Genomic DNA, 13702 nt, shown 5'->3' on the forward strand with positions numbered 1-13702 from the left:
TTTAATGTTTTACTAAAAGTCCTGGTTACCGGACGTTTGTGCAACGACGACCGTTCAGGCAGTGTTCGATTTGCCGTACTTTTGCCCCCCTAACCGATAATGATGCCGTTACGCTTCTTCCTCTTCTTCGCGCTCTTTTCCTTCAGCCTTTCCGCCCAGGACGGTACTCACCGGATCACGGTGGAGATCGACGGGTACGAGGAGGATATCCTGACCCTCGGTTACTACCTGCTGGACAATCAGTACATCATCGATACCGCCTACCGGACGGAGGTGGGCAACTACGTCTTCGCCAGCGATTCGGCTGCGCTGCCCCGGGGTATTTACCTCGTCGTGCTGTCTCCGGACAACAGCTACTTCCAGTTTGTCGTGGGAGACGACGACGATCAGGAATTTACGATGAAGACCAACCGAGCCATCCTGAACGATATGCAGGTGAGCGGGAGCGAGGAAAACGAGCTTTTCTACGACTACCTGGGCTTTCTGGGGGAAATGCAGGGTCAGAGCGGTCCTCTACGGGCGCAGCTGTCGGATTCCACGCTGGCTCCCGCGCTCGCCGCTGACGTCCGGCAGCAGATGCAGGAACTGGACGCAAGGGTGAAGGCCCGGCAGCAGCAAATAATCAGCGAACACCCGGAGGCTTTCGTTTCGGCCATTATTCAGGCCAATCAGGCGGCGATCCCCCCCGATTTTCCCGAGGAAACCGACGAAGAGGCGCGCCGGACGAAACAGTGGCGCTGGCTGCAAACGCACTACTTCGACGGCCTTGATCTCAAGGACGAACGGCTTCTGCGGACCCCCTTCCTCTTCGAGCGAATCAACTACTACGTCAATACGCTGCAACTCCGCCATCCCGATACCCTGGCGCGGGCCATTGACTTCGTACTGGAGAAGTTTGACCCGCTGTCCGATGCCTTCAAGTTCTACGCCGTACACTTTACCAACGATGCGGCGAGCAGCAACATCGTCGGAATGGATGCGCTGTACGTGCATATGGTGGACAACTACTACCGCAACGGCAAAGCCTTCTGGGCGGACGAGGAGCAACTCAACAAAATGATCGAAACCGCCGACCGGCTGCGGCCCCTCCTTATCGGCCGTCAGGCTCCGGATATGGAAATGGTCACCCGGGAAGGGGAAGACCTACGTCTCTACGACGTCGATGCCGAATACACGGTCCTGTATTTCTGGCGCTACGACTGCCCGGCGTGTAAAAAGTCCACCCCCCACATGAAAGAATTTTACGAGCGGTACAAAGACGAGGGGATCGCTATCTTTTCCGTCTGCACTAAGGGAGTAGAGGATCTGGGTCATTGCTGGGAGTACGTGGACGAGAACGGCACGGGAGACTGGGTACAGGTAGCCGACCCGTACCAGCGGTACTACAAGGACTACGACATCAAGTCGACGCCCGCCATCTTCCTGCTCGACAAGGACAAGAAGATCGTGAGCAAACGGATCAGCGCCGAGCAGCTCGGGGAGGTCCTGGACAACCTGAAGCGCGAAAAAGAGGGTCGGGCACCCGGCAAGTAATGGAAGGAACCGAATTCATCCCCGAACTGGGCGATCTGTACTTTACCCTGGCGGGATGCGCGGTACTGATCGCCGTCATGATCTACCTGGCGGTGCGGGCAAGCCGGTCCGAGGAGAGTGATCCGCGCAAGCGGGTACTGTTGCCCATGCTGGCGTACTTCGGTGCATTACTCGGCCTGATGGCCTTCCTGGGAGCCTTCTGGACCCTGTTCAAATACCCCCGGGTCGCGGTTTCTCCGACTACGCTGACCATTGGTGAAGAAGCGTATCCCATCCCCAATCTGGCGAACGTACGCATGGAGGCCGTCGGGCGGGGGATCAACACCGACGAAACCGTACTGTTGATCCAAACCAAGGACCGGAAGAACTGGGCCTTTCCCGCGGACCGCTACGACGTCCGCACGATGTACGGTCTGTTGCGTGCCGCCAACTGAGGCGGGCTAAACAAAGTTATCGTCCTTGCGTACCTCCTGAAAGAGAACCCCCATATGCCAGCTACCCGCCTTTCCGATCTGTTTCGGGACTCCGAATTCATCGATGCGCTCACCAGCGTCCTGCTCCCGGCTTACCTGCCGCTGCAACGGTGGTTCACCAGCAAGGGTAAACACATCGATAGCTGCGGCCTCCGGGACTTCTACCCCGTTATGGAGGATGCGGGGATCGCCATCATAGACGTGGACTTCGCGGACGGCAGCCGGGAGACCTACCAGATGCCGCTCTCCCTGAACGTGGGGCGGGAACAGAGGGGATTTTACCAGTCGCACCACCCGGGACTCATCCTGGGGGAGATCACCGGGACGGGACTACTGGCGGACGCCGTAGTCCGGGAAGATTTTCGGGCCGCCGTTTTTCGTATGATCCGGGACAGCGATGCGGGGAGTGACCGGCTGACCGCCGAGTCCGGAAAGGTACTGCGCGGGGTAGGGGACGGTGTCCGCAGCACCGTGCCGGCCATCGATACAAGCAATACGGCGATCATCTACGACGACCGCTTCTTCTTCAAGCTGTTCCGCAAACTCGATCCCGGGCTTAACCCCGACCTCGAGCTCGTCCGGTTCCTGAGCGAACGGACGGACTTCACCCACTGCCCGCCCTACGGCGGCAGCCTGGGCGTGGGGGACATGAGCGAGGATACCTACCTCAATCTGGGACTGATGAGCGGAAAGGTGGACAACCGCGGGGATGCCTGGGAGCTGTTTCAGGACCTGACCCGGCGGTACTTCGCCCAAGACGGACCGGTGGATGAGGAAACCCTCGACCGGGCGCGGCTGCTCGGTCAGCGGACCGCGGAAATGCACGCGGCACTGGCATCCGCCGGCCCCGACCGCCCGGAACTGATCCCCGAGCCCCTCACCGGCGACTACCGGGCCGAGATCACCGGAGCGGCCCTTCGGCTGCTGGACCGACAGTTCGCCCAACTCGCCGACCGACTGGACGACCTGCCGGCGGAAGTCCGGTCCCTGGCGGGAAGCGTACTGGACGCGGCTCCGCGCTTACGGGAGAAACTGGGTGCACTACGTGATCGCGAGATGACGGCCGAGCTGACGCGCATCCACGGCGATTATCATCTGGGACAGGTACTGTATACCGACGACGATTTTTACATCATCGATTTCGAGGGGGAGCCGCTGCTGACAATCCCCGAACGGCGCCGGAAGCGTCCGCCGCTTAAGGACGTCGGAGGGATGGTACGCTCCTTCCACTACGCCGCCCAGGGACAACTGCTGCTTAACCCCGAACGCTACCGTGGGCGTGACCTGACACGGCGGGCCGAGGACTGGTACCGAGCAGTCACGGACGCTTATCTCACGGCGTACTTCACCACCTGCGGAGAAGCCGGGTTCCTGCCGGCCGACCCCGCGGACCGGCAAGCGCTGCTCGAATTGTTCATCCTGGAAAAGGCCGTCTACGAGGTGGCATACGAACTTAACAGTCGTCCGGCGTGGCTCCCCATTCCCCTGAAGGGGGTGCTTTCCCTGGTCTGACGTACTTTCGCCATCATGAAGATCGCGCTGCTGGGTTACGGAAAAATGGGTCGGTTCATCGAACGACTGGCTACGGAGGGCGGCGACGAGGTGGTGCTGCGGGTAGACGAGCACAACCGCGCGTCCATCAGTCCCGCCGACCTGACGGCGGCCGACGTGGCCATTGACTTTTCCCGGCCCGACGCGGCGGTGGCGAACATCGATCTGGCGCTGGCCGCCGGGGTACCGGTCGTGGTAGGCACGACGGGATGGTTGGATAAGCTGCCCGAGGTACGCCAACGGATCGACGACTCCGGAGGGGCACTCTTCTGGGCGTCCAACTTCAGCGTGGGCGTGAACGTCTTCTTCGCGGCCGCACGTCACCTCGCCGGCTTACTGGCTCAGGAAAATTACCGGGCCGCGATCGAGGAAACCCACCACACGGAAAAACTCGACGCCCCCTCCGGAACCGCCCTCACGCTTGCGGAGACCGTGGCCGCGGGACTCGGGAGCGACCGGCCGGACATTTTGTCGTACCGGGAAGCGGACGTTCCCGGTACCCACGTCCTGCGGTTTACGTCCGACATCGACGAGATAGAGCTTACCCATACCGCGCACTCCCGGGAGGGTTTCGCCCGCGGAGCCCTGCAAGCCGCCCACTGGCTCGTGGGGCGGCGGGGCGTCTTCACCATGACGGATTTGCTCCGCCCCGACTGACCCACTCGATTATCTTTGCCCCTACGCTACAATTATCCGCCATGCTCCGCTTTCTGATTTGCTGCCTGTTCTGTGTATTCTTTATCGGTACGGCCGTGGCGCAGCCCCCTAAATCGCAACTCTACGTATTCGACGTGCGGGTGGGGGATACCCTAGTGACCCTCACCAATCCCCGCTATCTGTCCGGCTTCAACACCAATGGGTACAACGATCACCCCCACTGGGCCGACAACAACGTACTTTTCGCTTCCGTCGCCACGCCGGACATGGCGCAGCCGGACATTTACCGTTTTGATTTAGCGAATACTACGCGGACGCGACTTACCCAGACCAAGTCGGGGGAATACAGTCCTAAAAAAATGGGTGACGGCAGCCGCTTCTCCGCGGTCCGGCAACAGTTTACGGACCGGGATACCGTGCTGCGCCTCTGGGAATTTCCGGCGGACCTGTCCGACAATGGTCGACCCGTATTCGCTACGACGAACGGCATCGGATACTACGAGTGGCTCAACAACAATCAACTGGCCCTCTTCCTGGTGGGCAACCCAAATACGCTGGTGCTCGCCTCGGCCAACGGCGAGAGTCCCCGCACGCTGGCGACCAATACCGGCCGCACCTTCACCCGCCTAACCAACGGGAATCTGGTGTACGTGGACAAGTCCACAACGCCCTGGCAGCTTACGGAGCGTAATCTCTACCGCCTGGACGAATCACCCCGCGTCATCGCGCCCATGCTGGCGGGTACCGAGGACTTCGTCGTGCTGCCCGACGGAAGCTACCTGGCCGGTGGCGACACGAAACTTTACCGACTGGACCCCACCGGCGCAAGCCCCGCCTGGCGCGAAGTGGTGGACCTCGGATTTTACGGCCTGCGGCGCATTAGTCGCCTGGCCTTCGACGGCCGCGGTCAACTCGCACTGGTCGCCCAGAACTAACCCAATTTTAGCCCTACCACTTTAATACCATTCCCATGATCATCGGTTGTCCGAAAGAAATCAAGAACAACGAAAACCGCGTAGCCCTTACCCCGGGCGGTACCCTCGAACTGGTGCGCCGTGGCCACACCGTGCTGGTCCAGACGGATGCCGGACTGAACAGCGGCTATACCGACGCCGACTACGTGGAAGCCGGAGCGGAAATTATGCCCGACATCGAGACGGTCTACGCCCGCGCCGAAACCATCGTCAAGGTCAAGGAGCCCATCGAGTCGGAGTACGCGCTGGTCCGGGAAGGGCAGCTCCTGTTCACCTACTTCCACTTCGCCAGCTCGCGACCCCTCACCGAAGCCATGGTCAAGAGCAAGGCTATCTGCCTGGCGTACGAGACCGTAGAGGGCCCGAACGGCGGACTGCCGCTCCTCATCCCGATGAGTGAAGTAGCGGGGCGGATGTCCGTACAGGAAGGGGCCAAATACCTCGAGAAACCCGCCGGCGGCCGCGGCATCCTGCTCGGCGGAGTACCCGGTGTGCCGCCCGCCCGCGTGCTTATCCTCGGCGCCGGCGTGGTCGGTACCGAAGCGGCGAAGATGGCCGCTGGCCTGCACGCCAACGTTACCCTGATGGACATCAGCCTCGACCGCCTGCGTCACCTCGCCAACGTACTTCCGGCCAACGTAACCCTGATCTTCAGCAGCGAGTATAACATTCGCCGGGAGCTGGACCGTGTCGACCTGATCATCGGAGCGGTACTTATTCCCGGAGCCAAGGCACCCCATCTCATCACCCGCCAGATGCTGAGCGAAATGCGCGACGGCACGGTGGTGATCGACGTGGCCGTCGACCAGGGCGGATGTATCGAGACGTGCAAGCCGACGACCCACGAGGATCCGACCTACGTGATCGATGGCGTTATTCACTACTGCGTGGCCAATATGCCGGGAGCAGTTCCCTTTACCAGTACCCTGGCCCTCACGAACGCTACCTTCCCTTACCTGCTCCAGATTGCCCAGAAGGGTTGGGAACGCGCCACGGAGGAAAATCCCGGACTTAAGGCCGGTCTGAATATCGTACGGGGCGAGATCGTTTATCCCGAAGTGGCGGAAGCATTCGCCGCACCCGTCTCCTAAATTTTGCCGCTTATGAAACTGCTCCCCGTACTTTTCCTCCTGTTGTCCGGTGGTTTGTGGGCGCAACCCCAATCCGCTGCGGCCATCGACCGTACCCTGCCCGAGTTCGGTTTCGATCGGCTGGAACTGGGGGGCGACCTGTTCTTCCTTTCCTCCGACTACCTGGCCGGCCGCCGCACCGGTTCGCCGGGCAATGAGATCGCGGCGGAGTACATCGCCGCCCAGCTACGCGCGTACGGCTACGCGCCCCTGAACGCCGCGGACAGCTCCTACTTCCAGACCGTACCCCTGCGTAAGATCCAGTCGCCGGTTTCGGCCGAAGTACGGATCGGAGAGCGGACCTACGCACACGGCGGAGATATGCTGATCGTACGGGGACCGGAGGCCGACGTAAGCGGGCCGGTGGTTTTTGCTAACTACGGTTGGGTAGACGAGGAAGAGGGGCACAATGACTATGCCAACCTGGATGTACGGGGAAAGATCGTCGTTACCCGTCCCGGCATCCCCGGCGACCAGGGGCAGCAGGCGATCTTTCGCGGCGTAAGTGAAAAGGCGGAAATGGCGGCAAGCGCGGGAGCCGTGGGTATTTTCGAGATCTATGCCCTTCCGTATCCCTGGCAGGGCTTCAAGGGCTTCCTGGGAGGCGAACGCATGTCGGTGGATGATGGGACGCCCGCGGCAACCATTCCTTACGGCTTTATCAAATTCGAGGATGCCTTCGTGGCGGAACTGCAGCAAGGCACGGATGGTCTGGACGGTCATCTGACCAGCACGGGCATGCGCAGCGCGGATATGGGCAGCCGCAACGTCGGCGGCATCTTGCGCGGAAGCGACCCCGAACTCGCCGACCAGTACATGCTGATGACGGCTCACTTCGACCACGTCGGGGTAGGGGCCCAGGGCGGCGGGTACTACTCGGCCGCCGACAGCATCTTCAACGGCGCCCGCGACAATGCCTTCGGCACGACCAGCCTGCTGGCCGCCGCCCGCGCCTTTGCCCACGCGCCCCCCCGGCGGTCGGTCATCGTGCTGGCGGTCACGGGCGAGGAGCTCGGACTTCTGGGCAGTAAATACTACGCCGATCATCCGCTCGTTCCCCTGGAACAAACCGTTTTCAATTTCAACACCGACGGGGCCGGGTATAACGATACCTCCGCGATTTCGGTGATCGGCATGGGCCGCACCGGTATCGACGAGCAGATCGAACGGGCGGCGGCGGCCTTCGGCGCTTCGGTCATCGCTAATCCCGCTCCCGAACAGGGGCTCTTCGACCGTTCCGACAACGTAAGCTTCGCCGCCAAGGGAGTACCGGCCCTCAATTTCGCCCCCGGCATGACGGAATTTGACGACGTGATCTTCAAGTATTACCATCAGGTCACCGATAACCCGGAAACGGTGGATCTCGCTTACCTGAAGCGGTACTGTCAGATTTACACCCTGGCGGCCCGGCTGATCGCGAACCGGGACGACCTGCCCTTCTGGAAGGAAGGGGATAAATACGAAGCCGCCGGTCGTAGTCTCTACGGTACCGGAAAGTAACGACACATGACCAAACCGCTCTATACCTTCGAAGACATTCAGAACCTGGAGTTTCCTCCCGTGATCGTCTACGCCGTGCCCGTCATGGTGGCCCTCACCGTTCTCGAATGGTTCCTGCGCCGCCGCGAATACATCCACGAGCTGGAGGAGGCCGCCGAAGGACTGGGATACCTGACCGACTATGCCCCCACGCTGAGAAACTGCGGATGGAACCCGGTAGCTTACACCCGCCGCCGCAACCAGTACGCCGCTGAACTCAAGTCCTACATCGCCGAACGGGCCGGCAGCAGCCGGGCGGAGAAGCATAACTACGACATCAAGGACGGACTAGCCGCCGCCGGCGTCGGCATCGGCAACCTGATCAGCACGGCACTGGTCAAGGCCGCCACTTTCGGCATCATTCTGTTCTTTTACAACTTGAGCCCGCTGTACATCCCTACGACCTGGTGGAGCTTCATTCTTTGCTTTATCGTAGTGGACTTCTGCCGGTACTGGGCCCACCGCGTGAGCCACGAGCAACGCTTCTGGTGGGCTACCCACGTGACCCACCACAGCTCCGAGCAGTACAACTTCTCAGTATCCTTCCGGCTCAGCTGGACGCAGCACATCAAGGTGATCTTCTTCATCCCGGCCGCCCTCCTGGGTTTCGACCCCTTCGTCTTCTTCATCTGTATGCAGATCGGGGTACTATATCAGTTCTGGATCCATACCGAATTGATCGACCGGATGTGGGCGCCCGTAGAGTTCTTCTTCGTCACCCCGAGTCACCACCGCGTACACCACGCCACGGAAGAGAAGTACCTGGACAAGAACTACGGCTCCAGCCTCATCATCTGGGACCGGATGTTCGGCACGTTCTGCCCGGAAGAGGAAACCCCGAATTACGGAATCCTCAAACCGGTGAACAGCTACAATCCGGTGACCCTCGTCTTTCACGAGCACGTCGATATGTTCCGCGACATGGCGAAGTACCGTCATCCCAAAGCCTGGTGGCGGATCATGTTTCACGGCCCCGGCCTCACCCTCGATAAGGAAAAGCATTACGGCTTCTATAAGTACAAAGACGGGGAGGTACCGTCCGCCAGTGAAGCGCAAAAGGGTAAGCAGGTAGGCAAGGAAACCCCCGGGAACGTAGTCGTATAGTCCCGAACTTTTCGCTGAGGGCCGTACTTTAGAGCTTAGCCGGGTCGGGATCGACCCGCGTACCAGCAAAAGTCTTCCGCCATGCCGCTCTTCAACGATCTTAAGCGAATTTTCTTCGGAGCCAAGTCCGTCGCCAAACACCAGGCCGCCCGGGCGGAAGAAGCAGCCCGGGAAGTCGGCGACGAACTGTCCGCCCAGGGAGACGAGTTGATCGACCTCACCCAGCAGGCCGCCCGGGAAGTAGCCGCGCGGGCACCCGAATACATCGACAAGGGTAAGGACGCCCTACGCGAGCTCGGAGACGCCGTCTTCAAGCAGGCCGATTTCCGTCCCAGGGCCGACCGGGAAACCCGGGAGGGGCTCGATATCATCGACGAGGAACTCACCCTGGGCAACCTCGATGAAAGTCCGCCGGCCGCCGCGCCGAAGTCAGGTACGGTGTCCTTCGAGGACGACCTGACCACCGATACCCCGCCGGAGGAGCCCGCCGTCCCCCGGGAGCCTTCCGCGTTCCGGCAGGTTACGGATGCTACCCTGGACTCCGCCGCCCGGGCCGGACTGAAGGCCAAGGATGCGGCCGGTAAGATCGGGGATGAGGTGCTCAACCGCGCCGCCGCCGTGGGGGCCGACCTTAAGGGAAAAACGGACGCTTTCATCGATCACGCGAACCGCGAGGCGGAGAAGATAAAACTGGAGGAGTCCATCGAGCAGGCCCGCGCCGCCGCCGCCCAGGCCGAGGCCCGCGCCCGCGCCTTCGACAACAAGGAGACGGAGCGGGATACCGATGCCTCCACCCTGAGCGGCACGGACTCCTTCTTCGATCGGGCCGACCGATTTGCCCGGGGCGATTACCACAACGAAGGCGGCAAACCCATGCGGGTACAGGACGACCCTGATTATAAGCCGCGGAAAAAGAGCGACCTCATCGCCGGTTTTGAGGATGCGGACGGCGATGGGGATAGCCTGATCGACGACGCCGTTATCGAGGAGGAATAGCCTCGAGCGTTTCCCGTACGGCCCGGGCCCGCGTCGCCGCACCGGTATGGTCACCGTGAATGCAGAGGGTTCGGACGGCTAGGGGATACAGTTTGCCGTCCGTTGCGCGTACCTGTCCAGTCGTCAGCAGTCTAGCCTGTTCACAGGCTTCGGCAACGTCTGCGATACATGCGTCGGCTTCCGTGCGGGCACGCAGGAGCAAGGAGGGTTCGTACCGGCGATCCACGAAACCCTCGGCGAAGTAGTCGATGCGGTGGGCCCTGGCCGCCTCCGCTAAGGCGCCTCCCGGGGGACCGAAGAGTATCGGTACATCCAGTTCGCTCACTACACGGACGAGCGTCCGTGCCGCATCCGCTTCCCGGTCGACGTAGTGATAGAGCGCCCCGTGTGCCTTGACGTGATGTAACCGCGCTCCGGTCAACGTACGAACCATACCGGCGACTGCGCTGATCTGATACAGGAGCATGGCGTAGAGGGCATCGGGTGCGAGTGTCTGAGCGACCCGACCGAAGTTTTTGCGGTCCGGGAAACTGGGGTGGGCCCCGACGGCGACGCCGTGACGCACGGCGAGGTCGATCGTGCGTAGAATGGTGAGCGCGTCTCCGCCATGGAATCCGCAGGCGATGTTACAAGCATCGAGATGGGGCATAACCCCCGCGTCGTCGCCGACGTGGTGGTCGTACCAGGATTCTCCAAGGTCAGCATTGAGTATGGGACGCATGCGGTGAAGGTATTATTCACGAAGGGGGGATGATGCCGTATCCCACAAAGGTGGCGCAATATTGAACATTAAATGCGGCAAAAGCCGGCTTTTGGCCAATATTCATGGCACCCGCGCCCCCGCCAAGAAAGATGTATTAACTTGATCGCCCAAACTACGATCATGCACCGACGAAACTTTCTGAAATCAACTTCCTTACTAGCCGCAGCTCTGGCGGCCGGACAAGCCAGTGCCTACAAGCTCTGGAAAAACGGAGCCAACAAACGGGTCGCCCTAGTAGGCACCGGCGTACGGGGCTCCTCCCTCTGGGGCAAAAACCTGGTGGAGAACTACGGCGACGAGGTCACCTTCGTGGGCCTCTGCGACATCAACCCCGGCCGCCTGGAAACCGTACGCCAGTACATGGGTGTGGACTGCCCCACCTTCACCGACTTCGACAAGATGGTCCGCGATACCAGGCCCGAGTGGGTGATCGTGACGACCATGGATTCCACCCACAGTGAATTCATCATCAAGGCCATGGAGGCCGGCGTGAACGTGATCACGGAAAAGCCCATGACGACCGACGCGGAGAAGTGTCAGGCCATCCTGGACGCCCAGGCAAGGACGGGGCGGGAGGTGCTCGTCACCTTCAACTACCGCCATTCCCCCCACAACACGGCGATCAAGCAACTCCTGCACGACGAGCGGGTCGGGAAGGTCACGAGCGTAGATTTCCACTGGTACCTCAACGTATACCACGGTGCCAGCTACTTCCGGCGCTGGCACGCCTACGTCGAGAACAGCGGATCACTGTGGGTGCACAAGGCTACCCACCACTTCGATCTGCTCAACTGGTGGGTGAACGCCACGCCGGTGGAAGTAACGGCCTACGGCGCCCTGGAGCACTACGGCAAAAACGGCCCCTTCCGCGGCGCCTCCTGCCGCACGTGTCCGCATAAGGACGAATGCCCCTACTTCTGGGACATCACCAAGGACAAGCGTGCCATGGAGCTTTACGTAGACAATGAGGAGTACGACGGGTACATCCGCGATTCCTGCGTCTTCCGGGAGGACATTGACATCTGGGATAAAATGAGCGCGCAGATCCTGTACGATAACGGAGTAGTGGTCAACTATTCCCTCACGACCTACTCACCCTACGAGGGGTACCGGATCGCCTTCAACGGCCACGACGGGCGTATCGATTCCTGGGAAGACATTCCTTACCAGCGCGGGGAGTACAACGAGGAGGAGCAAGCTGATCTGCACAAGGCCGAAATGAGTTTCGGGCAGGAAGAGACGCCCACCGAGTTCCACGAGATCATCGTGCACGAGAACTTCGAGCGGGACTTCGAGAGCATCAAGGTACCGAAGTACCGTTACGGCCACGGCGGCGGCGACCGGCGGATGCTGGATTACCTCTTCGTTAACCCCGATGCCGCCGACCCGCTGGGGCACATGGCCGGAACCCGCGACGGGGCGCTCTCCGTACTGATCGGGGTAGCCGCGCGCAGGAGTCTGGCCGAGCGCCGGACGGTGCGCCTGGACGAACTGGTGAAGGTGTAGTCGTCGAAAGGGGCGGTCGGGGCGGGTGTTATCGGGTGCCGCGGGAACAAAAGAGGCTTCCACGCAATTACAGTACCGCAACCCACACCCCACCCGTATGCCCGCAACGAACGTACAGATCGAGCCCTCCTGGAAGGAAGCCCTGGAGGCGGAATTCAGCAAGCCGTACTTCAATACCCTCATCGGCTTCATCAAGCAGGAAAAAGCCGACGGTAAGACCGTGTACCCCCCCGGGTCACTGATCTTCAACGCCTACAATACCACGCCCCTCGACCAGGTCAAGGTGGTCATTCTGGGTCAGGACCCTTACCACAATCCCAATCAGGCAATGGGGCTAAGCTTCAGCGTGCCCCGGGGAGTTACGCCCCCGCCGAGCCTGCGCAACATTTACAAGGAGATTAACGACAGTCTCGACCTACCGATCCCCACTCACGGAGACCTGACCAAGTGGGCCGAGCAGGGCGTATTCCTGCTCAATGCCATGCTGACGGTCGAAAAAAACCAGCCGGGAAGCCATAAGCGGTCGGGCTGGCAGTTCTTCACCGACGCGAGCATCAAGGCGGTCAGCGACCGTACGGAGCATACGGTCTTCATGTTGTGGGGGGCGTTCGCGCGCAAAAAGGCGGAATTGATCGACGGGCAGCGGCACCTTGTCCTGGAAAGCGCCCACCCGTCCCCGTTTTCCGCCGATAAGGGTTTCTTCGGCAACCACCACTTCAAGCAGGCCAACGAATACCTGGAAGCCCACGGGAAAACGCCGATCGATTGGCAAATTGATTGATACCTTGCCCCCAAATCTTGGCGATTGCGCTACCTGATCCTCCCGATCGTGCTCTTCCTTGCTTCCTGCGGCTCCCCCGAGCCCACGCCGGTTGCCGAAGTGAAAACGGCCAGCGGCCACCTGCGGTATCAGGTGGAGGAGCGCACCCTACAGGCCGACCTGTTGCTGGCGGACTCCACCCAGCGCGCGCCCACGTTCATGGGGACGCCCATGCGCCCGGTCCGGGAGTTGCCCACGCGCCGGTTTCGGATGGAACGGCTGCAGGAGTTACCCCCCCGCATTCGTTTTTCCATTACGGCCGACGACGAGGTCGCCAATTTTTCCTACGTGGTCCATCCCGTCTTTATAGATTCCCTGCCGGACACCCTGCGCCGGTCGGAGGCAAGCAACTTTCCGGTGGCGGACCGGGGGATGGAAGAAACGGAGAGCCTGGTGCTATTCTTCGAACCCGCCGATCGGAGTACCCCGAAGCGGATCCTGATCACGGGACCGACGCAATCGGGAACGGTTTCCCTACCCGTGTCGGCCATTGACGACATACCGGCCGGTACGTATTCGGTCTATTTCGTCAAGCAACAACTGTACAAGGATCGATTCAAAAACCTGCGGGTGAGCATTCAGTCGGAGTACTTTACCCGATCGCGTCCCCTTACCGTAGAATAACCAACGTACTTTTGCCCCGCAAAACCTCAGAA

Annotated in this window: 13 protein-coding genes; 12 read left to right on the forward strand and 1 reads right to left on the reverse strand. The window is 61.0% G+C overall.

Translation table 11 applies throughout. The features are described 5' to 3' along the window. Window positions 1-102 precede the first annotated feature (102 nt). The 9 genes from NMA52_RS15005 to NMA52_RS15045 all read left to right on the forward strand — a co-directional run bounded on the left by NMA52_RS15005 (window position 103) and on the right by NMA52_RS15045 (window position 9957). Window positions 103-1533 carry a redoxin domain-containing protein gene (locus NMA52_RS15005; RefSeq protein WP_254828513.1) on the forward strand — a complete coding sequence of 477 codons (1431 nt, stop codon included), beginning with the start codon at window positions 103-105 and terminating at the stop codon, window positions 1531-1533. After that, window positions 1533-1967: a hypothetical protein gene (locus NMA52_RS15010; RefSeq protein WP_254828514.1), complete on the forward strand. Its 435-nt coding sequence runs from the start codon at window positions 1533-1535 to the stop codon at window positions 1965-1967. Before NMA52_RS15005 ends, NMA52_RS15010 begins: the two co-directional genes overlap by 1 nt. A 54-nt stretch (window positions 1968-2021) precedes the next feature. Then, window positions 2022-3518: a phosphotransferase gene (locus NMA52_RS15015; protein WP_254828515.1), complete on the forward strand. Its 1497-nt coding sequence runs from the start codon at window positions 2022-2024 to the stop codon at window positions 3516-3518. A 15-nt stretch (window positions 3519-3533) separates the two neighbouring features. Continuing rightward, window positions 3534-4214: a 4-hydroxy-tetrahydrodipicolinate reductase gene (locus NMA52_RS15020; RefSeq protein ID WP_254828516.1), complete on the forward strand. Its 681-nt coding sequence runs from the start codon at window positions 3534-3536 to the stop codon at window positions 4212-4214. Window positions 4215-4255: 41 nt separating this feature from the next. After that, a complete protein-coding gene (locus NMA52_RS15025) occupies window positions 4256-5149 on the forward strand; it encodes a hypothetical protein (protein ID WP_254828517.1) in 894 nt (297 codons plus the stop codon). A gap of 35 nt (window positions 5150-5184) precedes the next feature. Further along, window positions 5185-6279, forward strand: a complete 1095-nt coding sequence (ald, locus tag NMA52_RS15030) for an alanine dehydrogenase (RefSeq protein ID WP_254828518.1) — start codon at window positions 5185-5187, stop codon at window positions 6277-6279. A gap of 12 nt (window positions 6280-6291) precedes the next feature. Then, a complete protein-coding gene (locus NMA52_RS15035; RefSeq protein ID WP_254828519.1) occupies window positions 6292-7818 on the forward strand; it encodes a M28 family peptidase in 1527 nt (508 codons plus the stop codon). 6 nt (window positions 7819-7824) lie between these two features. Further along, complete coding sequence (locus tag NMA52_RS15040) at window positions 7825-8961, forward strand: sterol desaturase family protein (RefSeq protein WP_254828520.1); 1137 nt, start codon at window positions 7825-7827, stop codon at window positions 8959-8961. Between the two features lie 81 nt (window positions 8962-9042). Further along, window positions 9043-9957, forward strand: a complete 915-nt coding sequence (locus tag NMA52_RS15045; RefSeq protein WP_254828521.1) for a hypothetical protein — start codon at window positions 9043-9045, stop codon at window positions 9955-9957. Here the strand turns inward: NMA52_RS15045 and NMA52_RS15050 are convergent. Further along, window positions 9941-10678 (reverse strand): 5-oxoprolinase subunit PxpA, encoded by a 738-nt coding sequence (locus NMA52_RS15050; protein WP_254828522.1) that lies wholly within the window; start codon window positions 10676-10678, stop codon window positions 9941-9943. The genes NMA52_RS15045 and NMA52_RS15050 overlap by 17 nt on opposite strands. Window positions 10679-10840: 162 nt before the next feature. Here NMA52_RS15050 and NMA52_RS15055 point away from each other — a divergent pair, with 162 nt between their 5' ends. From NMA52_RS15055 to NMA52_RS15065, 3 genes are all read left to right on the forward strand, one after another. Further along, window positions 10841-12226: a Gfo/Idh/MocA family protein gene (locus tag NMA52_RS15055; protein WP_254828523.1), complete on the forward strand. Its 1386-nt coding sequence runs from the start codon at window positions 10841-10843 to the stop codon at window positions 12224-12226. Window positions 12227-12323: 97 nt separating this feature from the next. Beyond that, window positions 12324-13007 (forward strand): uracil-DNA glycosylase, encoded by a 684-nt coding sequence (gene ung / locus NMA52_RS15060; protein ID WP_254828524.1) that lies wholly within the window; start codon window positions 12324-12326, stop codon window positions 13005-13007. Between the two features lie 24 nt (window positions 13008-13031). Further along, window positions 13032-13670 (forward strand): hypothetical protein, encoded by a 639-nt coding sequence (locus NMA52_RS15065; RefSeq protein ID WP_254828525.1) that lies wholly within the window; start codon window positions 13032-13034, stop codon window positions 13668-13670. Window positions 13671-13702: the final 32 nt, after the last annotated feature.

This window comes from Lewinella sp. JB7 (genome assembly GCF_024297185.1).
In the GTDB taxonomy this organism is placed as follows: Bacteria; Bacteroidota; Bacteroidia; order Chitinophagales; family Saprospiraceae; genus Neolewinella.

Coding starts and splice junctions, on each gene's coding strand:
- NMA52_RS15015 (WP_254828515.1), top strand. CDS start 2,022: ATGCCAGCTACCCGCCTTTCCGATCTGTTTCGGGACTCCGAATTCATC.
- NMA52_RS15035 (WP_254828519.1), top strand. CDS start 6,292: ATGAAACTGCTCCCCGTACTTTTCCTCCTGTTGTCCGGTGGTTTGTGG.
- NMA52_RS15055 (WP_254828523.1), top strand. CDS start 10,841: ATGCACCGACGAAACTTTCTGAAATCAACTTCCTTACTAGCCGCAGCT.
- NMA52_RS15025 (WP_254828517.1), top strand. CDS start 4,256: ATGCTCCGCTTTCTGATTTGCTGCCTGTTCTGTGTATTCTTTATCGGT.
- NMA52_RS15040 (WP_254828520.1), top strand. CDS start 7,825: ATGACCAAACCGCTCTATACCTTCGAAGACATTCAGAACCTGGAGTTT.
- NMA52_RS15020 (WP_254828516.1), top strand. CDS start 3,534: ATGAAGATCGCGCTGCTGGGTTACGGAAAAATGGGTCGGTTCATCGAA.
- NMA52_RS15050 (WP_254828522.1), bottom strand. CDS start 10,678: ATGCGTCCCATACTCAATGCTGACCTTGGAGAATCCTGGTACGACCAC.
- ald (WP_254828518.1), top strand. CDS start 5,185: ATGATCATCGGTTGTCCGAAAGAAATCAAGAACAACGAAAACCGCGTA.
- NMA52_RS15045 (WP_254828521.1), top strand. CDS start 9,043: ATGCCGCTCTTCAACGATCTTAAGCGAATTTTCTTCGGAGCCAAGTCC.
- ung (WP_254828524.1), top strand. CDS start 12,324: ATGCCCGCAACGAACGTACAGATCGAGCCCTCCTGGAAGGAAGCCCTG.
- NMA52_RS15005 (WP_254828513.1), top strand. CDS start 103: ATGCCGTTACGCTTCTTCCTCTTCTTCGCGCTCTTTTCCTTCAGCCTT.
- NMA52_RS15010 (WP_254828514.1), top strand. CDS start 1,533: ATGGAAGGAACCGAATTCATCCCCGAACTGGGCGATCTGTACTTTACC.